Origin of the sequence: Staphylococcus sp. HMSC067F07 (assembly GCF_001837405.1) — a bacterium.
In the GTDB taxonomy this organism is placed as follows: Bacteria; Bacillota; Bacilli; order Staphylococcales; family Staphylococcaceae; genus Staphylococcus; species Staphylococcus capitis.
Map to the genome: position 1 here is coordinate 87,341 of NZ_KV832234.1, position 22,897 is coordinate 110,237.

Annotated in this window: 28 protein-coding genes and 1 riboswitch; of the genes, 3 read left to right on the forward strand and 25 right to left on the reverse strand. The window is 31.1% G+C overall.

The features are described 5' to 3' along the window. Positions 1 to 96: 96 nt before the first annotated feature. The 5 genes from HMPREF2706_RS03675 to HMPREF2706_RS03695 all read right to left on the reverse strand — a co-directional run bounded on the left by HMPREF2706_RS03675 (position 97) and on the right by HMPREF2706_RS03695 (position 4,413). Positions 97 to 459, reverse strand: coding sequence for an Asp23/Gls24 family envelope stress response protein (locus tag HMPREF2706_RS03675; protein ID WP_002433947.1), 363 nt, complete (start codon positions 457 to 459; stop codon positions 97 to 99). Positions 460 to 470: 11 nt separating this feature from the next. Beyond that, positions 471 to 1,826: an acetyl-CoA carboxylase biotin carboxylase subunit gene (accC, locus tag HMPREF2706_RS03680; RefSeq protein WP_070862196.1), complete on the reverse strand. Its 1,356-nt coding sequence runs from the start codon at positions 1,824 to 1,826 to the stop codon at positions 471 to 473. Continuing rightward, positions 1,826 to 2,299, reverse strand: a complete 474-nt coding sequence (gene accB, locus HMPREF2706_RS03685; RefSeq protein WP_002433598.1) for an acetyl-CoA carboxylase biotin carboxyl carrier protein — start codon at positions 2,297 to 2,299, stop codon at positions 1,826 to 1,828. Before accB ends, accC begins: the two co-directional genes overlap by 1 nt. 468 nt (positions 2,300 to 2,767) lie before the next feature. Then, positions 2,768 to 3,325 (reverse strand): elongation factor P, encoded by a 558-nt coding sequence (gene efp, locus HMPREF2706_RS03690; protein ID WP_002433618.1) that lies wholly within the window; start codon positions 3,323 to 3,325, stop codon positions 2,768 to 2,770. Positions 3,326 to 3,351: 26 nt separating this feature from the next. Continuing rightward, on the reverse strand, positions 3,352 to 4,413 hold the full coding sequence (locus HMPREF2706_RS03695; RefSeq protein WP_064212361.1) for a M24 family metallopeptidase: 1,062 nt from the start codon (positions 4,411 to 4,413) through the stop codon (positions 3,352 to 3,354). 104 nt (positions 4,414 to 4,517) lie between these two features. Between HMPREF2706_RS03695 and HMPREF2706_RS03700 the strand changes: the two genes are divergently transcribed. After that, a complete protein-coding gene (locus HMPREF2706_RS03700) occupies positions 4,518 to 5,099 on the forward strand; it encodes a hypothetical protein (protein ID WP_037549228.1) in 582 nt (193 codons plus the stop codon). A gap of 13 nt (positions 5,100 to 5,112) precedes the next feature. Further along, a complete protein-coding gene (locus tag HMPREF2706_RS03705; protein WP_002433847.1) occupies positions 5,113 to 5,331 on the forward strand; it encodes an SA1362 family protein in 219 nt (72 codons plus the stop codon). A gap of 55 nt (positions 5,332 to 5,386) precedes the next feature. Here HMPREF2706_RS03705 and HMPREF2706_RS03710 read toward each other — a convergent pair whose 3' ends face one another. Then, a complete protein-coding gene (locus HMPREF2706_RS03710; protein WP_002433604.1) occupies positions 5,387 to 6,217 on the reverse strand; it encodes a lipoate--protein ligase family protein in 831 nt (276 codons plus the stop codon). 160 nt (positions 6,218 to 6,377) lie between these two features. Here HMPREF2706_RS03710 and HMPREF2706_RS03715 point away from each other — a divergent pair, with 160 nt between their 5' ends. Beyond that, entirely contained in the window at positions 6,378 to 6,764 is a 387-nt protein-coding gene (locus tag HMPREF2706_RS03715; protein ID WP_002433796.1) for a rhodanese-like domain-containing protein, read from the forward strand. 229 nt (positions 6,765 to 6,993) lie between these two features. Here HMPREF2706_RS03715 and gcvPB read toward each other — a convergent pair whose 3' ends face one another. From gcvPB to HMPREF2706_RS03810, 19 genes are all read right to left on the reverse strand, one after another. Further along, entirely contained in the window at positions 6,994 to 8,478 is a 1,485-nt protein-coding gene (gene gcvPB, locus HMPREF2706_RS03720; RefSeq protein ID WP_023350207.1) for an aminomethyl-transferring glycine dehydrogenase subunit GcvPB, read from the reverse strand. After that, positions 8,471 to 9,817 (reverse strand): aminomethyl-transferring glycine dehydrogenase subunit GcvPA, encoded by a 1,347-nt coding sequence (gene gcvPA / locus HMPREF2706_RS03725; RefSeq protein ID WP_037549230.1) that lies wholly within the window; start codon positions 9,815 to 9,817, stop codon positions 8,471 to 8,473. The genes gcvPB and gcvPA overlap by 8 nt, the downstream gene beginning before the upstream one ends. An 18-nt stretch (positions 9,818 to 9,835) precedes the next feature. After that, entirely contained in the window at positions 9,836 to 10,927 is a 1,092-nt protein-coding gene (gcvT, locus tag HMPREF2706_RS03730) for a glycine cleavage system aminomethyltransferase GcvT (protein WP_049427596.1), read from the reverse strand. A 74-nt stretch (positions 10,928 to 11,001) separates the two neighbouring features. After that, positions 11,002 to 11,139: riboswitch (glycine riboswitch) on the reverse strand. Continuing rightward, complete coding sequence (locus HMPREF2706_RS03735) at positions 11,136 to 11,654, reverse strand: shikimate kinase (RefSeq protein ID WP_371106843.1); 519 nt, start codon at positions 11,652 to 11,654, stop codon at positions 11,136 to 11,138. Its footprint overlaps the riboswitch before it by 4 nt. 160 nt (positions 11,655 to 11,814) lie before the next feature. After that, on the reverse strand, positions 11,815 to 12,306 hold the full coding sequence (gene comGF, locus HMPREF2706_RS03740) for a competence type IV pilus minor pilin ComGF (protein WP_070862197.1): 492 nt from the start codon (positions 12,304 to 12,306) through the stop codon (positions 11,815 to 11,817). After that, positions 12,224 to 12,523 (reverse strand): hypothetical protein, encoded by a 300-nt coding sequence (locus tag HMPREF2706_RS03745; RefSeq protein WP_070862198.1) that lies wholly within the window; start codon positions 12,521 to 12,523, stop codon positions 12,224 to 12,226. Before HMPREF2706_RS03745 ends, comGF begins: the two co-directional genes overlap by 83 nt. Next, positions 12,510 to 12,959, reverse strand: coding sequence for a competence type IV pilus minor pilin ComGD (comGD, locus tag HMPREF2706_RS03750; RefSeq protein ID WP_162488576.1), 450 nt, complete (start codon positions 12,957 to 12,959; stop codon positions 12,510 to 12,512). The genes HMPREF2706_RS03745 and comGD overlap by 14 nt, the downstream gene beginning before the upstream one ends. Next, on the reverse strand, positions 12,937 to 13,248 hold the full coding sequence (gene comGC, locus HMPREF2706_RS03755) for a competence type IV pilus major pilin ComGC (RefSeq protein ID WP_029625707.1): 312 nt from the start codon (positions 13,246 to 13,248) through the stop codon (positions 12,937 to 12,939). The genes comGD and comGC overlap by 23 nt, the downstream gene beginning before the upstream one ends. Positions 13,249 to 13,266: 18 nt before the next feature. Beyond that, positions 13,267 to 14,334, reverse strand: a complete 1,068-nt coding sequence (gene comGB, locus HMPREF2706_RS03760) for a competence type IV pilus assembly protein ComGB (RefSeq protein WP_070862199.1) — start codon at positions 14,332 to 14,334, stop codon at positions 13,267 to 13,269. After that, complete coding sequence (gene comGA / locus HMPREF2706_RS03765; RefSeq protein WP_049427590.1) at positions 14,306 to 15,280, reverse strand: competence type IV pilus ATPase ComGA; 975 nt, start codon at positions 15,278 to 15,280, stop codon at positions 14,306 to 14,308. Before comGA ends, comGB begins: the two co-directional genes overlap by 29 nt. 57 nt (positions 15,281 to 15,337) lie before the next feature. Next, positions 15,338 to 15,961, reverse strand: a complete 624-nt coding sequence (locus tag HMPREF2706_RS03770) for an MBL fold metallo-hydrolase (RefSeq protein WP_023350199.1) — start codon at positions 15,959 to 15,961, stop codon at positions 15,338 to 15,340. Beyond that, positions 15,961 to 16,287 (reverse strand): MTH1187 family thiamine-binding protein, encoded by a 327-nt coding sequence (locus HMPREF2706_RS03775; protein ID WP_002433945.1) that lies wholly within the window; start codon positions 16,285 to 16,287, stop codon positions 15,961 to 15,963. Before HMPREF2706_RS03775 ends, HMPREF2706_RS03770 begins: the two co-directional genes overlap by 1 nt. Continuing rightward, the gene (locus HMPREF2706_RS03780; RefSeq protein ID WP_023350198.1) at positions 16,287 to 17,273 is read right to left on the reverse strand and encodes an ROK family glucokinase; all 987 of its coding nucleotides are present in this window, start codon (positions 17,271 to 17,273) and stop codon (positions 16,287 to 16,289) included. Before HMPREF2706_RS03780 ends, HMPREF2706_RS03775 begins: the two co-directional genes overlap by 1 nt. Continuing rightward, on the reverse strand, positions 17,270 to 17,473 hold the full coding sequence (locus tag HMPREF2706_RS03785; RefSeq protein ID WP_002433937.1) for a YqgQ family protein: 204 nt from the start codon (positions 17,471 to 17,473) through the stop codon (positions 17,270 to 17,272). The genes HMPREF2706_RS03780 and HMPREF2706_RS03785 overlap by 4 nt, the downstream gene beginning before the upstream one ends. Further along, a complete protein-coding gene (locus tag HMPREF2706_RS03790) occupies positions 17,454 to 18,917 on the reverse strand; it encodes a rhomboid family intramembrane serine protease (RefSeq protein ID WP_064212364.1) in 1,464 nt (487 codons plus the stop codon). Before HMPREF2706_RS03790 ends, HMPREF2706_RS03785 begins: the two co-directional genes overlap by 20 nt. Next, entirely contained in the window at positions 18,918 to 19,469 is a 552-nt protein-coding gene (locus HMPREF2706_RS03795; RefSeq protein WP_030063896.1) for a 5-formyltetrahydrofolate cyclo-ligase, read from the reverse strand. Positions 19,470 to 19,617: 148 nt separating this feature from the next. Further along, positions 19,618 to 19,767 carry a 50S ribosomal protein L33 gene (rpmG, locus tag HMPREF2706_RS03800; protein WP_002433802.1) on the reverse strand — a complete coding sequence of 50 codons (150 nt, stop codon included), beginning with the start codon at positions 19,765 to 19,767 and terminating at the stop codon, positions 19,618 to 19,620. A 97-nt stretch (positions 19,768 to 19,864) separates the two neighbouring features. Continuing rightward, on the reverse strand, positions 19,865 to 22,000 hold the full coding sequence (locus HMPREF2706_RS03805; protein WP_070862200.1) for a peptidoglycan D,D-transpeptidase FtsI family protein: 2,136 nt from the start codon (positions 21,998 to 22,000) through the stop codon (positions 19,865 to 19,867). Positions 22,001 to 22,119: 119 nt separating this feature from the next. Then, positions 22,120 to 22,719, reverse strand: coding sequence for a superoxide dismutase (locus HMPREF2706_RS03810; RefSeq protein ID WP_002433778.1), 600 nt, complete (start codon positions 22,717 to 22,719; stop codon positions 22,120 to 22,122). Positions 22,720 to 22,897: the final 178 nt, after the last annotated feature.

The following is a 22,897-nucleotide window of genomic DNA, read 5'->3' on the forward strand; positions in this document are numbered from 1 at the left end:
GAATATCATAGAATGTACTACATTTATAAGTGACGCTTTATTTTGAATTAGAATTCTAATAAATGCTACTTCTATAATACCTCTACTTTGTATTATTTATTTTTCTACTATAATTTGTGTAATATGAATGTTAATTTGTTTTGGTTCAATTGCTGTCATAGTTGTTATTGAATTAAAAATTGCAGATTGAATATTATTGGCTGTTTTAGAAATATTTACTCCGTGCTTTAAAGCACAATAAATATCAATGTATATACCATCATCTTTAGCCTCAATTTTTACATCTCTATAGAGGTTTTTCCGACTAATTTTCTCTAAATTCGTCTTGCTTAATTCAGCAAAATGGCCTGTGATTCCATCGATTTCTGACGTGGCAATACTAGCAATAACAGATAAAACTTCTGGCGCAATTTCAATTTTACCTAAATTCGATTGAGAATAATCTGCTACATTGACCATCCGATAACCTCCTATTGATCATCATCCATAATATTGTATTTTTCTAAGAATTTTGTATTAAATTCACCACTTCTAAAGATTTCATTATTTAGTAGTCTAATGTGGAACGGAATAGTAGTATCTATTCCTAATACAAGATACTCACTTAGTGAACGAATACCAGTCATAATGGCTTCATCCCTAGTAGGTTCATGTACAATAAGTTTAGCTACCATAGAATCATAATATGGAGGGATTGTATAATTAGTATAACATGCTGATTCTATTCTCACTCCAAAACCGCCTGGTGCTAAATATTGAGTAATCTTACCTGGTGAAGGCATAAAGTCTTTATATGGATTCTCAGCATTTATACGGAATTCTATAGCGTGGCCATTAATTGAAATATCCTCTTGTTTGAATGGTAAAGCTTCACCCATAGCTACTTTAAGTTGTAATTTAACTAAATCCACACCAGTGACCATTTCAGTAACAGGATGTTCTACTTGAATACGAGTGTTCATTTCCATGAAATAGAAATTATCATCATCAAGATCGTAAATGAATTCTATCGTACCAGCGTTCTCATAGTTAACTGCTTTAGCTGCTCTAACAGCCGCATTTCCCATTTCTTGACGTTTTTCTTCACTTAAAATGGGAGAAGGCGCTTCCTCAACTAATTTTTGCATTCTACGTTGAATCGTACAATCACGCTCACCTAAATGTATGACATTACCATAACTATCTCCGACAATTTGAATCTCAATATGTCTAAAGTTCTCGATAAACTTCTCTAGGTATAAACCACCGTTACCAAAGGCAGTTTCTGCTTCTTGTTGAGTCATACGAATACCTGTTTCAAGCTCTTTCTCGTCACGTGCAACACGAATACCTTTTCCGCCACCACCTGCAGTAGCTTTAATTATTACAGGATAACCAATTTTTTTAGCTACTTTCTTAGCATCATCGATACTTTGGATAAGTCCTTCACTACCAGGTACGACAGGTACATTAGCTTTAATCATTTCTGCTTTAGCTACGTCTTTAATTCCCATTTTTTGAATAGATTCATAACTTGGACCAATGAATTTAAGTTGACATGCTTCACATAATTCTGCAAAGTCGCCATTTTCAGCTAAAAATCCATAACCAGGATGTACTCCGTCACAACCAGTAGAAGTCGCAATAGATAATATATTAGGTATGTTCAAATAAGAGTCCTTAGATAAAGTTGGACCGACGCAATATGCTTCATCAGCAATTTGAGTATGTAATGCATCTTTGTCCCCTTCAGAATAAATAGCTACTGTTTGGATACCTAAATCGTGAGCAGCTCTGATTATTCTAACAGCTATCTCCCCACGGTTTGCGATTAATATCTTATTCATTATTTCACCTTAAATAACGGCTGGCCATACTCTACCATTTGTCCGTCTTCTACTAAGATTTCCACGATCTCACCTGATGTTTCAGCTTGTATCTCATTAAATAATTTCATTGCTTCAAGAATACATACAGTTGTGTCGTTTGAAACTTTATCCCCTACTTGAACATAAGCATCTTCCTCTGGCGAAGGTGATTTATAGAATGTACCAACCATTGGCGCATTAATCGTTTCGTAATTATCACTAGCAGATTCTTGAGTTTCTTCCCCTGATTGAGTAGTTGATTGAGGTTGTGGCGCTGCTTGTGGTTGAGAAATCTGTTGTGCAGGTTGTTGAGCTACTTGAGGTGTAATGATTTCAGTTTCTTTCTCTTTTTTAAGATTAACAACGCTACCTTTGTTATCCTCAATGTTAATTTCAGTTAAATTAGATTGATCAAGAATTTCAATTAATTCTTTTATTTCTTTAAAGTTCATTTCGTACTGACTCCTTAGGTTTGTTTTCATCTACCCGTCTATTTTACTTGAGTCATTCACTCAATTCAAGCATGTTCATATGATGAAACATAGATAACAGGCTTAGTAACTAATAATTTAAAAAACAAAAATTGCAACAAACGGGTTTAGTAATAATTATTAATTAAATCAAGAAATATACTCAAATATAGATGCCATTATATTTTCTAGTAAGTTTTGTAGCGATAATGATGCGAAGACGTTTGAATGCTTATCAAAATGATTCTGAGGTTGGGTAAATAGTGGTTCAGATTAATAATTCTAAGTTAAATTAAACTACTACATGAATTAAAATGTTCAGTGGTGGATAAATTTTGATTTTATGTTACTTTTATTGAAGTAAAAGTCCAAAAAATATTAACCCCCTTAAGAATGCACACCAATTTCAATGTACACTTTAAGGGGGGATAGTTAATAAGTATAATTTGTCTAGCCTCTAGAAATGTAACTTCCGTCGCCTGTATTAATTACTAAAATATCTCCTTCATTAACGAATAAAGGCACATTTAAAGTATATCCAGTTTCTACAGTAGCAGATTTTGTTGCGCCTGTTGCTGTATCACCTTTAATACCTGGTTCAGTTTCAGTTACTTCTAATTCAACTGTTTTAGGTAATTCAACTCCAATAATTTCTCCTTCATATGATTGAACTTGAACTTCCATATTTGCTTTTAAATAGTTTAATTCATCTTTTAAATAATCACCAGGTAATTCGATTTGATCGAAAGTTTCATTATCCATGAAAATATGATTATCTCCATCAGCATATAAATATTGCATGCGACGGTTTTCAATCATCGCCTGTTCAACTTTCTCTCCTGCTCGGAATGTTTTTTCTTGGATAGCACCTGTTCTTAAGTTTCTTAATTTAGAACGAACAAATGCAGAACCTTTTCCTGGTTTTACGTGTTGGAAATCAATAACTTTCCAAATTCCATTATCTACAGAAATTGTTAAGCCTGTTTTAAAATCATTTACTGAAATCATTCAGTCTCCTCCTCAATTATACGCGCTTACTCTAAAATAATAAGGTCTTTTGTGCATTTAGTAAAGACATCACAGCCATTTTCTGTGATTAATATATCGTCTTCTATTCTAACGCCACCAAGTCCATCGACATATATACCTGGTTCAATTGTTACACAATTATTAACTTTCAATTCACCTTCGCTATTCTTAGATAGCAATGGTCCTTCATGAATATCTAAACCTATACCATGTCCAAGAGAATGACCAAATTCCTTTCCATAACCATGAGACTCGATATAATCTCTTGATAAAGCGTCAGCTTGTTGAACAGTCATACCAGGTTTTATTTCTTCGATTGCCTTAATTTGAGATTGTAGCACGATTTCATATATTTCTTTCATCTTTGGATCAGGTTCACCTATAGCGAAAGTACGCGTTATATCGGAACAATAACCACGATAGTACGCTCCAAAATCTAAAGTAATCATATCACCTTTTTCGATGCGTTTGTCACTAGCTACTCCGTGAGGTAATGCGCCTCTATAACCTGATGCTACAATTGTATCAAAAGATGGACCATCGGCACCTAATTCTAACATTTTACTTTCTAGGCGCGCTTTGATTTCTCTTTCACTCATACCCACTTTTGCTATTGATAAAATATATTCATATGTTTTATCCACAATTTCTGCTGATTTTTTTATAAGTTGAATTTCTTCTTTATTTTTCACTTCTCTTATCTTATCAATAGAATCCCTTATACTAATCAAAGTAATTATACCTTTATTAAGTTCAACATATGTATCATAACTAATAAAGTGTCCTTCAAAACCGACATTCGTTAACTTTTTACTTTCTAATATTTGTTTTATTTCTGAAATTAACCCACTTTGACGATTAATAATTTCAAATTCAGTTGCTTGATTAGTCGCTTGTTCAATATATCTAAAATCAGTTACAAGATAATTTTTATCAGGGGTTATTATCAAAGCGCCACTTGTTCCCGTGAATCCTGAAAGATATCTTCGATTAAAATCAGATAGAACAATAAGTGCATCCAAACGTTTATGCTCCAAGATTTCATGAACTTGTTTTAATTTATTCATTTGCATCACTCCTAATGATAACGTTTGTACATTTTTATTTTATACATTAAAATGATAGCATAATTAATAACGATTATAATAGTTTTTGGTTTAGGGAGAATACAATGAAAAAATTTATATTAGTGCTAGGAGCATCTTGTTTGTTAGCAGGTTGTGGAAGTCAAAACTTGGCTCCATTAGAGGATAAGACTACTAAATTACGAGATGATAATCACCAACTTAAGTTAGATATACAGCAACTTAATCAAGATATAAGTAACCAAAAATCAAAAATTGCTGGATTAAAACAAGATAAAGAAAATAGTAAAAAGACATCCTCTAACAAATTGAAAATCAAAAATTTAAAAGCATCGTCCAATTATTATGATAAAGTAGCTGAGGCTATAGGAGATTATAAGAATATAGAGGCAGATGTTACAAAGAACAAAGGTAAAAAAGATATTCAAGATAAGTTAGATAAAATTACGAATAAAATTAATGAAGCTTTTTCAACTTATAAAAGTTCGGTTGACAATGATTCTAATTCTGAAGAAGATAAACAGAAAAGAAAAGAGATTAGCAAATTTGATAAAGATTTATCAGGTGCGATGAATAAAATTAGAAACGGCTATCAATCAAAAGACGCTAAACAAATTAAAAAAGGTCAACAAAAACTTACTACCGTAAGTTCAAATATTAGTAGTTAATAGGAGTTTTTAGATGCGTTATATCATCTTTTATATTATATTGGCTATTGCTGCTTTTGGATTAATAATGAATTTAGATGAATTTCTTTTTTCAATAATTAAGACTTTAATAAGTTTTGCAGTAGTAGCTTTAATCATTTATCTCATTTATTATTTCTTTTTCTTAACTGAAGATCAAAGGAAGTATAAGAGAGCTGCTCGAAAGTACAAACGAAAAAATAGAAAGCATTAAACAAAAATAGCATTGAAGTCAAGTTTAATTCGCATACTTCAATGCTATTTTTATATTATTTACGAAACATCCAATCGTCAGAACGATATTTTTCTTCAAGTTCTTTTACCTCAGCAAGCTGTTGTTCTGATAATTCTAAAGGTTTGAACTCAATATTTAATCCAGTCTTGAACCCTTCTTCAAAGGCTTTTTCCATTTCACTTAAAGTAATATGAGTGTCAGAAATGTCATTAATTGCCACTGCTTTTTCAACGAAAGCTTCCTTCATTTTAGCTTTAAGTCTATCATTTTTGAAAATAAACATATCAAATAGTTCATCAATATCAATATCTTGTAAAATTGAACCATGTTGTAAAATGACGCCTTTTTGTCTTGTTTGAGCACTTCCTGCTATCTTTCTACCTTCAACGACTAATTCATACCAACTCGGAGCATCAAAACATACTGAACTTCTAGGTTGTTTTAACTTTTCTCGCTCTTCCTTTGAACGAGGAACGGCAAAGTATGTCTCAAACCCTAAATTTTTAAACCCTTCTAATAAACCTTGAGAAATCACTCTATAGGCTTCTGTAATTGTTGAAGGCATATTTGGATGGGACTCAGGAACTATCACGCTATAAGTTAATTCTTTATCATGTAAGACGCCTCTCCCCCCTGTTTGACGTCGAACTAAACCGAATCCTTTTTCATTAACCTTTTCAATATCTATTTCTTTTTGTAATCTTTGAAAATATCCAATGGAAAGTGTCGCAGGATTCCACGTATAAAATCTTATAACAGGATCAATCTCTCCTCTAGAAACAAAATTAAGTAATGCTTCATCCATAGCCATATTATAATATGGATCTTGACTTCCTGTATTAATAAAGTTCCAAGTTTCAGTCATAAAAAAACCCCTAACAAAATGTTTAAAGACTTAACTATTAAGTATATTTGTATATATCTAGTTTATATGATTTAAACATAAACTAACCCGAAAAAATATTTTGATAAATTGTCCTAACAGTCTTATAATTATAATATCGGTTAATTAGGGAGGATGCAAGATGGGTATCTCTTTGTACATTGCAATTGGAATCATCGTGATTATCATTGCGTATATGGTCATCCAACAAATTCTTAATAAACGAGCTGTTAAAGAATTAGACCAAAATGAATTCCACAAAGGCTTGAGAAAAGCTCAAGTTATAGATGTTAGAGAAAAAGTGGATTATGATTATGGTCATATTAATGGTGCGCGTAACATTCCAATCACAACTTTTAAACAACGTTACCAAGGTTTAAGAAAAGACCAACCAATTTATTTGTGTGATGCTAATGGAATAGCGAGTTATCGTGCTGCTCGTATATTAAGAAAAAATGGCTATAAAGATTTATACATGCTTAAAGGCGGATACAAAAAATGGACAGGTAAAATTAAATCTAAGAAATAATTTTACGACCATATCGTTTCGCCTAGTAATTTTCACCCTTGAAATGTTGTAATTTGAATTATAACTTTTTAAGGGTATTTATTATTGCAGTAAAAAATAATATTTAGGCTTTAAAGATAATCTTTTGAAAAATAAGTTATTTAGCTTAATAAGAGAAAAAAGCTCAATGATGTATTATAGCTTAAACATCATTGAGCTTTACTATTTTAAGTATAATTAATTTTCAATATTAATGTTCAATTGTTTTTTCTTGTTTTAAATCTTCGAATTTAAGAATTGGCTTACGTGCTGCAGTTGTTTCGTCTAATCTATCTATAATGGTTGTGTGCGGTGCTTCAAGCACTACATCAGGATTATCTTTCGCTTCATTAGAAATTTGTATTAGTGAATCTACAAAATGATCTAATGTTTCTTTAGATTCAGTTTCTGTAGGTTCGATCATCATTCCCTCTTCAACATTAAGTGGGAAATAAATAGTCGGAGGATGAACTCCAAAATCTAAAAGTCTTTTTGCCATATCTAATGTACGGACGCCAAATTGTTTTTGTTTCGTTCCGCTCAAAACAAACTCATGTTTACAATATTGGTCATATGGGATTTCGAAATGGTCTTTTAGACGTGCTTTAATATAATTAGCATTCAGCACAGCAGCCTCTGAAACTTCTTTAAGTCCTTCAGCACCCATAGTTCTAATATACGTATAGGCTCTTAAATAAATACCAAAGTTACCATAGAATGGTTTAACTCTTCCAATTGAGTTTTCAATGTTATTATCATACTTATAGAACTCGCCATCTTTAATGACCATCGGCTTAGGTAAGTAGCTAGATAACTCTTTTACCACACCTACTGGTCCTGAACCAGGGCCACCGCCACCATGAGGTCCAGTAAACGTTTTGTGTAAGTTCAGATGAACTGCATCAAAGCCCATGTCTCCAGGTCTAACTTTATCCATTATTGCGTTTAAATTTGCGCCATCGTAATAAAGTAGACCACCAGCTTCATGAACGATTTCTCTAATTTCCATAATATTCTTCTCAAATATACCTAATGTATTTGGATTAGTTAGCATGATAGCAGCTGTATTCTCATTTACAACTCTTCTTAAATCATCAATATCTACTTCTCCGCGCTCATTAGATTTAACAGTGACTGATTTAAATCCGGCAAATGAGGCTGAAGCAGGGTTTGTACCGTGAGCAGAATCAGGTACAATAACCTCATCTCTATGTCCTTGTCCATTATTCTCATGATAAGCTTTGAAAATCATGAGAGCTGTCCATTCACCGTGCGCGCCTGCTGCTGGTTGAAGTGTTACTTCATCCATACCTGTAATTTCTTTTAGCTCTTCTTGCAAACTATAAATAATTTCAAGTGAACCTTGAATGTGTTCTTCCTCTTGCAATGGATGAGATTCACTAAATCCAGGTATTCTAGCAACTTTTTCATTAACTTTAGGATTATATTTCATCGTGCATGATCCCAATGGATAAAAACCAGTGTCTACACCAAAATTTTTATTGGAGAGTTCTGTGTAATGTCGAACTAAATCTAGTTCAGCTACCTCAGGAAACTCGGCTTTATCTTTACGAATATATTTGTCATCTAATACAGAGGAAATTGTAATGTCCTCAATATCACTTTGAGGTAAAGAATACGCATATCTACCTTTTTTGGATCTTTCAAAGATTAATGGACTTGATTTACTAACCATTTAATTCACCAGCTTTCTGAACAAAATTATCAATTTCTTCTTTAGTTCTTAATTCAGTTACGGCAACTAGCATATGATTGTTGAAGTCATCAGAAACTTCACTTAAATCAAAACCACCAATAATACCTTGGTCAGCTAATTTTAAATTTACTTCTTTAATAGGTTCATCAAATTTAACTACAAATTCATTAAATGAATTACCATCTAATACCTCAAAGCCTTTATGTTTAAATAGTTGTTTAGCATAATTAGCATGTTTTAAATTTTGAACAGCAATATCATATATACCTTGTTTACCAAGAGCTGACATAGCAATTGAAGATGCAAGTGCATTAAGTGCTTGGTTAGAACATATATTTGAAGTCGCTTTATCTCTTCTAATATGCTGCTCTCTAGCTTGTAAAGTTAGTACAAATCCACGATTGCCTTCATCATCCTGAGTTTGACCTACTAAACGTCCAGGTACTTTACGCATTAACTTTTTAGTTGTAGCAAAATAGCCGCAATGAGGTCCACCAAATTGTGTTGGTATACCGAACGGTTGAGTATCTCCAACAACTATATCCGCTCCAAAAGTACCTGGTGGTGTTAAAAGACCTAAAGCTAGAGGGTTAGCATATACTATAAATAATGCTTTTTTATCTGCAATAAAACTATTTATTTTTTCAAGATCTTCAATTGAACCATAAAAATTTGGATATTGTACTGCAACTGCGGCAGTATCATCATCAATTGCTTGTTCTAATTTTTGTAAATCAGTTATTGTTCCATTTAAATCGATTTCAACTACTTCAAACTCTTTACGTGTTTTAGCGTAAGTATGTAAAACTTGTAAAGCTTGATAGTGTAAACCTTTTGAAACAACAACTTTATTCTTTTTAGTCTGACTGAAAGCTAAAATACAAGCTTCAGCAAAACTAGTCATACCATCATACATAGATGAATTTGCAACATCCATATCTGTTAGTTCACAGATTAAAGTTTGAAATTCAAAAATTGCTTGTAACTCACCTTGAGAAATCTCAGGTTGATAAGGTGTGTACGCAGTATAAAATTCTGATCTAGAAATCATGGCATCTACAACTGCAGGAGCATAATGATCATATACACCAGCACCTAAAAATGAAGCGTGAGTTTCTTTTGTGATATTTCTATTGGCAAGAAGATTAAGTCTTCTTACTAAACTAGTTTCTGCCTCTCCCTTAGCAATATTTAAATTTCGATCTAATAAAATATCGGCTGGGACATCACCAAATAATTCTGAAATTGATTTTGCTCCAATAGTATCTAGCATTTCTTGTTTATCTTGATCTGTTAAAGGTATATAACGATGACTCACTATTTACACCCCTCCGTATTATTTAGTAATTTGATTTTTCTTAACAATTTTTGCTTTAACTTGGCGCTTACGAACTTGTATAAGCACTTCTTTACCCATTTCGAATGCATCTCTATTTATAATAGCTAGTGCGATAGATTTACCTGAAGAGGGAGATTGAGTTCCGGATGTTACCTCTCCAATGTGGTTACCTTCTAAATCAAATACTTCGTAACCTGTTCTAGCAATACCTTTACCTATTATCTCTAATCCAACAGTTCTTTTAGTGGAACCATTTTCTTTTTGATCTTTAAGAACAGATTTGCCAATAAATTCTTCTTCAATAAGAGGTTTAGCAGCAAAAGCAATACCTCCTTCATAAGGAGTAATAGATTCTGTTAAATCTTGACCATGTAGAGGTAAACCTGCCTCAAGGCGTAAAGTATCACGAGCACCTAAACCACAAGGAACAACGTCATATTCTAATAATTGATTCCAAATGTCTACTGTGTCTTCAGATTTACAATAGATTTCGAAACCATCTTCCCCTGTATAGCCTGATTGTGAAAGAATGATATTTTTATCAAAAAACTTCACATCTTGTTTAAATTCAAACATACTCATGTCACTAACATCCACATCAGTATGTTCATTCACAAGATGTCTAGATTTTGGTCCTTGAATAGCAAGTTGACCATATATATTTGAAGAATTATTCACATTAACATCAAAATTGCTACTTTGCTTAGAAATCCAATTAAAATCTTTATCAGTATTTGCCGCATTTACTATTAATAAAAAGTGGTTTTCTGCTAACTTGTATGTAACTAAGTCATCTATAATACCACCTTCTTCATTACATAAAGCTGTATACATCGCTTTAGTATCTGTAAGATTGTTAGCATCATTTGATAAAATATACTGAACAAAGTTAAATGCTTCATTACCAGTAATTTCTATCTCTCCCATGTGGCTTACATCAAAAAGACCAATTTCATATCTCACAGCGTTATGTTCTTCTTTAATACTAGTGAATTGAACAGGCATAGCCCATCCACCGAATTCAACTATTTTCGCACCATTATCAACGTAGTTTTGATATAAAGGTGTCTTTTTAAGTTCAGTTGTCATTAGAAAACCCCCTATTTTTAATAAAAAACAGTATAGCATAGAGCTACCCTGTTAAAATAATTCATCCAGGAACGCGTTACAGTATTATCCTTTTGCCTGAGAGTTTCGTTAAATAACTTGCACCTTCGGCGATAAAGCTAAATATTTACAATATTCTTAAATTAATTATTATGTAGATATGTTTTAGCTTTATTCTCTCTAATACTGATCAATCGCAAAATAAATTTTGTAAAATCTTTTCATATATTTCAGAAACAGTGAGTGCGCTATTCACCTTCATGAATGCGGTTTCATTATATCTTGAAACCCTTGAACAATACAAGGTATTTAATTGTTCTAGAGATTTATCTTTAGCATTGGGTCTATGAGGATCACTAACTATACGTCGATAAATAACATTGATATCACAATCAAGCCATATAACACTCTTTTCATTTTTAAGTAGTTTCAAAGAATCTTTATTTTCGATTATTCCTCCACCAGTAGATATAATTTCGAATGTATTCAAACACTCTTTTAAATACTTAAATTCTAAATCACGGAATTTTTGTTCTCCATGTTCCTGAAATATATCGGGAATTGATTTGTTTTCATTTCTCTCGATATATTCATCTAAGTCTATATAACTTAAATTTTGTAAATCAGAAAGATATCGTCCAATCGTTGTTTTACCAGTACCCATGAAGCCAACAAATATAATAGGTGCTTTACTTTTAATCAATCTAATCTACCTCTTTTTTAATGTTTTAACAATAACATTATTATAGTAAATATCTAAGTTATGTATTGTCTTTAATTTTAAACCATATTGAGTAATATAAAAAGATATAATTGATAAATAAAATGAAAAAATTACTACTAAATATAAACTAATGAACGCTTTTTGGCTATAAATAGAGGTTTTTCTCTTTATAATAGTTCGTATCTACTTGCTTTATTTTTATTTTTAAAATATTATTGTTCGTATTTATTATTTTGAAAGAAACTACATTGTTTAATAGAGTGATGTTACCTCTCTGATTGATATTTTTATATATTTTTTTATTATTATAGATATATCTAATTTCCTCATCCTTTTTTCTAATTTTGATTGTTGAATCATTATCTTTACTCGGCGAATACTTGGAAGTTTGTACATCTTTAAGAATATCTCTACAAAAAAATTCAAAGTCTAAATCATCATTATTTTTAGCTAAATGTAGGTAGTAAGAAGTGAGATTAATAATATTAGGTGTTAAAGAAAGACATAATAAGGTTACTGATAATGCGAAGAGTATTTCAACGAAAGTAAAGGCTTTAATATTCAAATGAAACACATGTTTTAATGTTAAAGTCTCTATCTTTTCCACATATTTTCTTTTGATATAGTTGTATTTCATATTGATCCATTACAACTCCTTGTTTAAGTTGTTCCTTACTATATTTATACAAGCTGGTAATAATAGACTTTTTAATTTCTATGGTTTTTAAGTTATTATTATAGTTATTATTCATTGTGGAGAGTGTTGGTATCAAAATAAGTGTGATTAATCCGATGATTAGTAAACCTAATAAACTATCGAGTAATAATGAAGCTCTTAGTTTAAATTTTGACATATCTAATACGTCCTTTTTCAATATGTAAAATAATTTTATAGGTAGCTTTATTCATTGCAATTGTTAGAGAACCAAAACGGTTAATATTTCCTTCTCTATTGAAATTCAACGTATTAATTCTAGCAATATTAGTGATTTTCCCGTGAGGGACTTTAAATTTATATTTGCTCCCTTTTTCTTCTACAACTTGGATAACATTTGAATTATTTGTAAAAACTAAGGCTATCGATCTTTGAGAGGCAATTGCTTTAGATTTAAAGTAATTAAGTCTAGTAATGAATTGTTTAATTTCATGTTCTTCATTAATCATTTGTACGTTCATAAAACTTCTTGACCATAAAGTTGTCATTAATAAAACGCTAATGGTAAATAAGACCAACATCATTTCAATTAGAGTGAATGCACTATATTGTTTAGTTCGCAACAGCCTCACCATTTGAAATACTAATAGTTTGTCCGGATTTACAATTTTTCTGTCCTTCTTTTATAAAACCTTCAGCAATTAATTCTTCAATATTATTAGGGTTACGATTATGCTTTAATGTATATGCTTCAATTTGACTATTTACCATTTTTACTTGAGCATCACAACCAGTAGATTGGATATGTGCTGTTTGTTTGGCAATATTAGGTATAATTAAAATAAGTAATAAACTAATAATTAATAAAACAAGTAACATTTCAATTAAAGTGAAAGCTTTAGATTTTTTTAGTTTTTTTAATATTTTCATTAAGAGTCCTCCCTATTTGATGGTTTGCATTAGTTCAAACATAGGTAACATGATTACAAGATATAAAGAAACTATAAATAGACCTAATATAAAGAAAATGACTGGTTGAATAAATTTAGTTTGCTTGAGAACTTTATCTTCAAAATGATGTAGTAACATTTGGCTATATAACTTTAATTCAATATCTAGTTTTCCGCTTTTTTCCCCTTGCTCAATAAATTTGATTAGATCAGGTTGAAAGCATTTTAAGCTATTTAATATAGACGGTAGTGACATCCCTTTATCAATACTTTCTAATAAGTAGTCACCTAAATATTTAAAAAATTCATTGTTTTGCTCATTTCTATATATATGAACAATATGTTGAAGGCTTATACCATTTTTATAAAAAAGAGAGAGTTCATTAGATATTTGATAAGTTCTGAATATTTTATAGTAAGAATTGACAAAGGGGATTTTAACTATATATTTTATTTTTTTATTTATGGGAATTTTGTTTAGGAGTTTATAAATAATTATATATATCACAATTGAACAAAATGTAAGCAATAATACAAAAGCAGGCAACTTTGTAACGAAAACGGTAAGTATATTTTGTAAAGTAGATAGTTGAACATTCATAGTCGCGTATAATTGTTGAAATTGAGGTATCACAGTCATATTTAACACGATTAGCATGATTAGAAATATACTTATCAGCGCTATTGGATATTGAATAGTTTTTAGAAATGCCTTTTTAGCCTTCAAGTTTCTTCTCATATATTCAATGGCGTCTGCCATAGCAACTTCTAAATTTCCATACTGTTCTGCAAATTTTACTTGAGTAAGTATAATTTCGGGGTAACCAATCATCTTCAATACTTCATAACATGTTCCACCTGCTTGAATAGATTCTATTATTATTTTACTTATGTTTTTATCTCTATAAATAAAGTGTAAATTTAGAAATTGAAAGCTCTCATACAATGTGAATCCATGTTCAAATAAATGTTTTAGTCGTTGAAGTAGTTCAATGGATTGAGCTTCGATAAGATTCTTTTTTCTGTTAGGTTTAAGTATACTTATTAACAACCTCTTCACAAATTACCCCTTCCTTAGATAGATTAGTTAGATGTGTAGCCAGCTTAGTGAAGCTATTTGGTAGTTCATGATTGTGCTCAAAAAAGTATTCTACTTGATTTTGGTTCATTACTTCACAAACTAATTCACGCGTATTAGTTTGTGTGGTGATAAGTCTTTGATTAGATATTAAATTTATAGATTGACATAATTCTTGCACTGTTACACCCATTTCTAGTAGACGAAGTAAAGCCCCTTTACAATCATTGGCATGTAAAGTTGTAAGCACTAAATGACCACTTAGACTTGCTTGTATAACACATTTAGCAATATAAGCATCACGAATTTCTCCAATCAAAATGACATCAGGGTCACATCTAAGTATGGCTTTAATAGAGTTAGTATAATTTATTCCGGCCTTTTCATTAACTGAAATTTGAGTTATCCCATCTAATAATTGCTCAACAGGATCTTCAATTGAAATAACATTTAAATTTAAATTTTGATGGGCATGCATTACCATTTGATACATTAAAGTGCTTTTCCCAGAGCCAGTTGGACCACTAAAAAGTAATAATCCTTGTTTTTTATTCATTAAGTGCTTAAAATCTTTAAATTCATATGAGTCACGTCTTTGTTGGAAATATTGAGGTACGATTCTTATAACGCAACTTTCATTACCTAAAGATAAAGGCAGTGTAGAGATTCTTAAGTAATACATATTTTGCAATTTATAAGTATATCTTCCACTTTGGGCTAGCTGTTGGGTCGAAACATCTAAGCCTGATTTGAACTTCATATAAACAAGTAACTTTTTGTAAATAGCATGTGCCAGTGTATCGTAATTAATAAGTTGATCGTTGATTCTTAGTTTAATTAAAGTATGGTGCTCAGTAGGAATAAAATGTATATCACTTGCAGCGTGCTTTATAGCATAATTAACTATCTCTTGGAATAACATTTTCATAAAAAAATCACCTCCTACATATATCAACGTAGGAGGTGAAATAATTACTTTATTTAATTAACCATTTAAAAAAGGGTTTAATTGTTCATCATCAACAGTAGTATATGGACCGTGACCAGGGAATAACGGTAAATCGCCTTCAAGTTCAAATATCTTATCTTTAATAGAATCAACTAATGTTTCGTAGTCCCCTCTATAAAGATCAGTTCTACCAATGCCATTATTAAATAAAGTGTCACCCACTACAGCAAATTCATCAAAAACGTAAGTTAAACTACCTGGAGAATGTCCTGGAGTGTGTAATACGTCAAATTTGAAGCCCTCAATCTCTTTTGATCCTTCTTCTAATTTTGAAGGTTTAGCATAGCTTATAACTTGAGGCATACCATATTGTTTAAATTTAGATGCACCATTTTTTTCTGGATCTTGTAAAAAATCAAATTCCTCTTGATGCATATAAACAGGAACGTCATATTTAGAAATAATGTCATCTAAAGCTCCTATGTGATCGTAGTGAGCATGAGTTAATAGAATCGCTTTCAATGGCTTATTAATTTGATTTAATTTTTTAATGATTTTATCACTTTCACTTGAAGGATCTATTAATATAACACTTTCTTCATTTTCAATGAAATATGCGTTTGTATCCACTAAACCTAAAGTTAAATTTGAAATTCTCATTATTGTTCACCACTATTATTTAAATGTTTTTGAACAGATTTGAGTTTATCATTCATCTTTCTTGATTTATCGCGACGATCATCAATTCGAATATTTGTACATACTCTGTCTAACCCTTTGTTGAAAGGTAATTCATGTATTGCTTGAATGACTTCGAATAGGTCCTTTAGATCACCTTCGATAAGTGTGTTCATTGGTGTTAGTTGGTAATCAATTTTACCTTCTTCTTTAAATTCATTAAGTTTAGTTTGTATTTCTGCTATATATTTGCTTACGCTAGGACCTTCTGTTCCTACTGGAATAACTACGACATCTACAATTGCCATTACTTAACACCCTCTTTATCTAGTACATATGTTTTAATTAATCCTGCGGCACCTGTGATTCCAGCATCATTTCCAAGTTGTGCTTGTACAATTTCTGTTTCAAATTGAGCTGGAGTAAATGTTAAATTGCGATATTCAGTTTTAATATTTTCAATTAGAATTGGTCCAGCTGTAGACATGCCACCACCTAGTACAATATATTTAGGATTACTAGTAACACTTATAATGCTACATAAATAACCAATATAATTTGCAACTTTTTCTGTGATAAAAATACAGAATTGATCACCAGCTTTAGCAGCATCAAAAACAGCTTTAGCCGTTACTTTATTATCTTTTATTAATTGTAAAATTGAAGATTTAAAAGTAAGTTTAGGATAATAGAAATTTACTAAATTAACTACCCCAGTTGCGGATGCTACAGTTTCTATACAACCAGCTTTACCACAATTACAATTAAAACGTTGATCAAAATCTGCACGCATGTGGCCGATTTCAGCTCCTGATCCATTGTGACCATGTACAATTTCTCCATTTGAAATGATACCGCCGCCTAGTCCAGTACCTAATGTAATAGCAACAACATCATCTGAACCTTCTCCAGCACCTTTATGCTTTTCGCCTAACGCTGCAACATTTGCATCATTATCAACATAGACTGGGCAATCTACATATTTTTGGAATATTTCTCTAACATTAACGTTTCCTGTCCAATGCAAGTTTACTGCACCATTCACTACTCCAGTTTCGAAATTAACTGGTCCGGGCACCCCAATTCCTACTCCTTGAACATTAGTAAAATCATAGTTAAATTCTTTTACTTTCTCTACAAAAGAATCATAAATATTTTTCAGCAATAATTCACCTGTATGATCACTAGTATCTGTATGAATTGACCATTTATGTAATTGTTCTAGATGAGTATCAAAAATTCCCAATTTACAAGTTGTTCCGCCAATATCGGCCGCTAAAATAATATTTGTCATTTATGTTCATTCCTTCTCTGATTAATTATCAAAATACATTTTAGATATTCATCTTTAGATAATAGTTGAAAGTTATATAAAGATTTTACCTCTTGTAACATCATTTCATACATATCTTCTGGATCTTTAAAGTAAATGATGAAACCATATTTTTTTAGTAACTGTAAAACATCATAAAAGTTATTTATCTTTCGAGTCACTTGATTCACTCAACTCTTTTTGTAAATTTTTATAATTTGTATTACTAGGATCGCTCTTTGCAGCTTTTTTAGCATATTTCAATGCTTTTTTGTCATCACTTAATGAGCGATTTGCGATGGCTAATTCATAATTGAGTATACCAGAATTAGGATATTTTTTTATTCCTCTTTCCCATTCTGCGATAGCCTCAGATTGCGATTCTTCAGTTGCTGTAATTAAACCGCTCAAATAATAGGTTTCATCATCAGCATAATTTTTATTTAATGTTTGGTTAACCACGTTTCTCGCTTCTCCGTAGTGACCACCTAGCATTTGATCTTTAATAAGATTGTCATAAATATTGTCTTCTTTAATAGTAAATATTCTGATTTGTAATATAACAAATATCAATAGTAAAACAATTAATAATATCCAAAACAAATTACGATTTACATTAAAGTAATATCCTATAAGTGTAATTAAAAGGCCACCAATAAATCCACCTAAGTGAGCCATAATATTAATATTAGACATGAAAAGTGATAAACATATTAAAATTAGTAAGGCTATAAGTAATTGGCCAATAACTTTTCTATCAAAAGTCTTACTTAAGTACATTATTGCGAAAATTGAACCTATTAATCCAAATATTGCCCCACTCGCTCCTACTGAAATTGTGGAGGTATTAAATGATAAGGATACAAAATTACCAAATAATCCTGACACAAAATATATAACTAACATTCTCCAAGAACCCACTAATGATTCAACAATCTTCCCAAAAATGAATAAGGAAAGCATATTCATTAATATGTGTTCAAAATTAAAATGTAAAAACATCGAAGAAATAAGCCTATACCATTCTCCATGAACAACATTAAAATGTACAAGCCCACCTACTTCTAGTAATTTAACATCTGAGAATCGATTAAGATATAAAATCATACATAACCATATGATTACATTTGTGATAATTAAGACATATGTAGCCGGTGTGAATCTTTGCATGTGTCTATCAAGAGGATTATTGGTTAAAACTTTTCTTTTATAGTGAGAATAAGTCTTTTTATCCTCGTTGTTTACAAGCATTTTGTAAAGTACAAAATGTGGGGTAATTGCTTTTATATCTTTAACATTTCTAATAATGTGAAATTGAATTTTTATAGGATGACTCTCATTATTTTTTTCTTCTAGAAAGTCTTTATCAGTGAAATAATAAAAATTGAATGACTTTGGTTTAAAACCTATAGTTTGTTCTAATTGGTTAAAATTCTCTTTAACTTTAGACTTATCAAATCTGATTTCTTGTGAGGTAGTAACATCTCTTCTAAAAACCACTACAGATTTTTTTCTTTTATGTACTAGCCAAATTTCATTATTTTCCTTTTCACTGCTTAACAAATCATAATTTAAATATCTAATCCAGTAGTATAAGGTTTTCCAATAAAGTTTATCGATAATCATTTATTCCTCCACTACATTATTGTTATATATAATTAGTTGATCAACGGGTTGATCGAATGATTCTTTATCAAATGTAGTAAGTTGAAAATCATATAGCAAGCTAACAGTTCGAGTTTTAAATTGAGTTAAAAATTTATCGTAGTAACCGCCACCGTAACCGATACGATAGCCATTCTCTTCAAAGGCAACACCTGGGACTACTAATAAATCCATGTCATTAGTATGTTCAGTATTTGAAACAGCATGATAGATTCCTTTTTCATCTTTTTCAATATCATTAAGAGATAATAAGCGTTTGAATGACATACGTTTATTTTTATAATCTGTCTCAGGTACGTAGACTTTCTTATCATTCATTATAGAGGACTCTATTAAGTGATAAGTGTCGACCTCATGTGGCATTGATAACACAAAACCTATCGATTTAGCATCTTGATAAGCTTGTGTATTAAATAATTCATTAGCTAACCATTGATCTGCGATACTTTTTTTATCTTTATTAAAACCTTTAAGTTTTTCAATTGTTGCTCGTCTTATATGTTTTTTACTCAACATTTTCACCCACTTTGTTCACCTCATATTATAACGTTAATCAATTATGATGTCATTAAGTTGAGATGTATTCTCAGCTATAAAAAAAGAAACCTCATAATTGAGGTTTCTTGATTAGTTAGATTAAGTTTACTTTAGATAAACCTAATTATTTAGTTTCACGGTGTAAAGTTTGTTTATTATCACGTGCACAGTATTTTTTCATTTCAATACGTTCAGGGTTGTTTCTTTTGTTTTTAGTTGAGATGTAGTTTCTATCTCCACATTCAGTACAAGCTAATGTAACGTTTACGCGCATGATTATTCCTCCTTACCTTTTCTAAATACGACCTTATCATTATACCAATTACATAAGTAATTGCAAAGAAGATTTTATTAATAATTTATTATCAAATCTAATTATCATTGTTATCAGCGTTACTATTTTCATTAGTGCTTTCGTTTTGTTGTTTATTGTCAGAGTGAGATTCATCTTTATCATCTTTTTTGTCTCTGTCTCTGAAATAATAGTTGATAACATCTCGGCCTAGGTCTCCGCCATTTAACCAAGGTGGTGGTACAGGCTGGTTAGTATAAACAATAGAGAATGATAATTTAGGATCTTTAATAGGGGCATAACCAATATATGTTGAGTTAACTCTAGATTCTCCGTTTTGGAATACCTCTGCTGTACCTGTTTTACCTGCCGAAGGAACCACAGTATTTTTGAAACTAGCGTAACCAGTACCGTCTTTCTCATTAAACGCCATTTTAAATCCATCTTGTACTTCTTTAATTTCATTTTCGGAGTTGTTCACTTTATTTAAGACGTTTCCTTTAATTTTTCGTTTTAATGGACCTAAATCATCTTTATTTGTAGATTCATGTATTGCAAGACCGATATGTGGTTGAATTCTATAACCATTATTAGCAATCGTTGATACGTATTGTGATAGTTGTAATGGCGTATATGTGTCATATTGTCCTATAGACAAGTCTAGGTAATTACCTGGATTATTAGTCAATGGTTCGATTTGTCCAGGAGTCTCGTTAGGTAAATCAACACCTGTTTTAACACCTAGACCCACTTGATTTAATCCTTTACGCAATTTTTGTCCAGCTATCGCTATATCATTAGGTAGTGGCATACCTGAGAAATAAGGGTCTCCAGCTAATTTTAATGCTGTTTTAAACATATATACGTTTGAAGAGTGCATTAGGGCTTCTTTATCATTTATTGTGACTCTGCCATTTTTATTAAAGTATGAACGCTTAGTAAGACCTCCTTGGAATTTTAAAGGTTCATCAACCATTGTTTCTCCAACTTTAATTGCATGGTTTTGGTAGCCAGCTAATAATGTTCCGCCTTTAACTGAGGAGCCTACTGCATACTGAGCTGTAAAGTTACCAATATCAAAATCTTTTAACTTACCTTGTTTATTAATTTGTTTACCAGCCATCGCTAATATGTCACCATTCTTAGGATTTTGAACCACTATAAGTGCATTATCCATATCTTTAGCGCCTTGGCTTCTTAATGTTGAAATTTCTTTTTCAAGTAAAGATTCAACTTTCTTCTGTAAATCGATATCAATAGTTAATTGTAAGTCATGACCTCTTGAACCTGGATTAATGACCTCTGAGTTTATAACTTTGCCCGATTTATCTGTTGTATATTTCATTTGTTTTTTAGTGCCTTTTAGAACATCTTCATATTGATATTCTAAATATGATTTACCTACTCTATCATTTCTTGAATATCCTTTAGATAAATACTGTTCTGTTAGTTCTTTAGGGATACCTTCTGTTGAAGTAGATACATCACCAAAAATTCCTCTTAGTGAGTCTCCATATGGATATTTTCTATCCCAATCCATTGAAGTATTTACCCCAGGTAATTTTGAAAGTTGCTGGGATACAGCAGCATATTCTTTTTCTGTAACGTCTTCATTTTTTATAGTTTGTGGATCTAAAGTAGATCCTGCGTTCATTTCACGATAAATGGCTAAAACTTGTAAATCATTTTTACTAAGTTCATCTAATTGTTTTTTACCAATTTTGTCTCTTTGTTGATTATCATATTGTTCTTGAGTGATATTACCACTCTCTAACAATGACTGTTCTTTCTTCATTAATCGTTTTGCTTTCTCAGGATGTATTTGTACCCAGAAATCTTTTTTATCTCGTTCAGTAATTTTATCTGTATCCATTTTAATAAGTTCAGATAATTTTTTAGCAGTATCTAACATTTCTTGTTGAGTTGTTTTTCGATTTCGAGTATATGTAATTGCCATTTTTGAAGCATTGTCTACAAGGACTTTGCCATTTCTATCTAATATGCGGCCCCTGGGCACTGATTCGTTAACAGTTATGTTTTCATCATTCTTTATTAATTGTTTATAATGTGATCCTTGTGCTATTTGCAAATAACCTAACCTTAACACTAAAATTGCGAAGATTAACACGATAAAAGCGAATACGAAATTAATCCTCTTATTCATGGTGTTTCTGGTTCTCTCATCATTTGATTTTTCTTTTAATCTTTTCAGCAAAACAACCTACCTCTATTCAACGTGTCTCATACAAATGATATATTATATTAGATTATTTTTCTATCATTTTGACAAAAAAATAACGGTCTCTAGATGAGACCGTTAACAAATGTGCAAAATTATTTTGCTGCTTTGTATAATTCGTCAACTTTTTCCCAGTTAACAACGTTCCAGAATGCACTAATATAATCTGGACGTTTATTTTGATATTTAAGGTAATAAGCATGTTCCCAAACATCTAAACCTAAGATTGGAGTTTTACCTTCAGTTAATGGGTTATCTTGGTTTGGAGTAGTAACGATTTCTAATTGACCGTTATTTACTACTAACCATGCCCAACCAGATCCAAAGCGTGCAGCAGCTTTATCTGCAAATTCTTTTTTGAATTCATCTAAAGAACCCCATTGTTCTTTAATTTTGTCTACTACTTCACCTTTTTCTTCAGAATTTGGTGATAATAATTCCCAGAATAATGAGTGGTTTAAGTGACCGCCACCATTATTACGTACTGCAGTTTGAATATCTGAAGGTACGCTATCTAAATTAGCAACAATTTCTTCGATTGATTTAGCTTCTAAATCTGTTCCTTCAACTGCTGAGTTTAATTTAGTTACATATGTGTTATGGTGTTTGTCGTGGTGAATTTCCATAGTTTGTTTATCAATGTGTGGTTCTAATGCATCATATGCATAAGGTAATTTTGGTAATTCAAAAGCCATAAATAATCATCCTCCTTAATTGTCTGTACAATTATCATAACAAGTAGCTTTAATAGCAACAATGAATATGCTTACATAGTAATTATTATATATAGCTACTAATTATTTTGTTACATCATTAGTATATCTCAGTTTAAAGCCATTTAAACATGAAAATTCTTAGAAACTAATTTTTCAG

Coding starts and splice junctions, on each gene's coding strand:
- HMPREF2706_RS03675 (WP_002433947.1), bottom strand. CDS start 459: ATGGTCAATGTAGCAGATTATTCTCAATCGAATTTAGGTAAAATTGAA.
- accC (WP_070862196.1), bottom strand. CDS start 1,826: ATGAATAAGATATTAATCGCAAACCGTGGGGAGATAGCTGTTAGAATA.
- accB (WP_002433598.1), bottom strand. CDS start 2,299: ATGAACTTTAAAGAAATAAAAGAATTAATTGAAATTCTTGATCAATCT.
- efp (WP_002433618.1), bottom strand. CDS start 3,325: ATGATTTCAGTAAATGATTTTAAAACAGGCTTAACAATTTCTGTAGAT.
- HMPREF2706_RS03695 (WP_064212361.1), bottom strand. CDS start 4,413: ATGAATAAATTAAAACAAGTTCATGAAATCTTGGAGCATAAACGTTTG.
- HMPREF2706_RS03700 (WP_037549228.1), top strand. CDS start 4,518: ATGAAAAAATTTATATTAGTGCTAGGAGCATCTTGTTTGTTAGCAGGT.
- HMPREF2706_RS03705 (WP_002433847.1), top strand. CDS start 5,113: ATGCGTTATATCATCTTTTATATTATATTGGCTATTGCTGCTTTTGGA.
- HMPREF2706_RS03710 (WP_002433604.1), bottom strand. CDS start 6,217: ATGACTGAAACTTGGAACTTTATTAATACAGGAAGTCAAGATCCATAT.
- HMPREF2706_RS03715 (WP_002433796.1), top strand. CDS start 6,378: ATGGGTATCTCTTTGTACATTGCAATTGGAATCATCGTGATTATCATT.
- gcvPB (WP_023350207.1), bottom strand. CDS start 8,478: ATGGTTAGTAAATCAAGTCCATTAATCTTTGAAAGATCCAAAAAAGGT.
- gcvT (WP_049427596.1), bottom strand. CDS start 10,927: ATGACAACTGAACTTAAAAAGACACCTTTATATCAAAACTACGTTGAT.
- comGF (WP_070862197.1), bottom strand. CDS start 12,306: ATGAAATACAACTATATCAAAAGAAAATATGTGGAAAAGATAGAGACT.
- HMPREF2706_RS03745 (WP_070862198.1), bottom strand. CDS start 12,523: ATGTCAAAATTTAAACTAAGAGCTTCATTATTACTCGATAGTTTATTA.
- comGD (WP_162488576.1), bottom strand. CDS start 12,959: ATGGTGAGGCTGTTGCGAACTAAACAATATAGTGCATTCACTCTAATT.
- comGA (WP_049427590.1), bottom strand. CDS start 15,280: ATGAAAATGTTATTCCAAGAGATAGTTAATTATGCTATAAAGCACGCT.
- HMPREF2706_RS03770 (WP_023350199.1), bottom strand. CDS start 15,961: ATGAGAATTTCAAATTTAACTTTAGGTTTAGTGGATACAAACGCATAT.
- HMPREF2706_RS03775 (WP_002433945.1), bottom strand. CDS start 16,287: ATGGCAATTGTAGATGTCGTAGTTATTCCAGTAGGAACAGAAGGTCCT.
- HMPREF2706_RS03780 (WP_023350198.1), bottom strand. CDS start 17,273: ATGACAAATATTATTTTAGCGGCCGATATTGGCGGAACAACTTGTAAA.
- HMPREF2706_RS03790 (WP_064212364.1), bottom strand. CDS start 18,917: ATGATTATCGATAAACTTTATTGGAAAACCTTATACTACTGGATTAGA.
- rpmG (WP_002433802.1), bottom strand. CDS start 19,767: ATGCGCGTAAACGTTACATTAGCTTGTACTGAATGTGGAGATAGAAAC.
- HMPREF2706_RS03810 (WP_002433778.1), bottom strand. CDS start 22,719: ATGGCTTTTGAATTACCAAAATTACCTTATGCATATGATGCATTAGAA.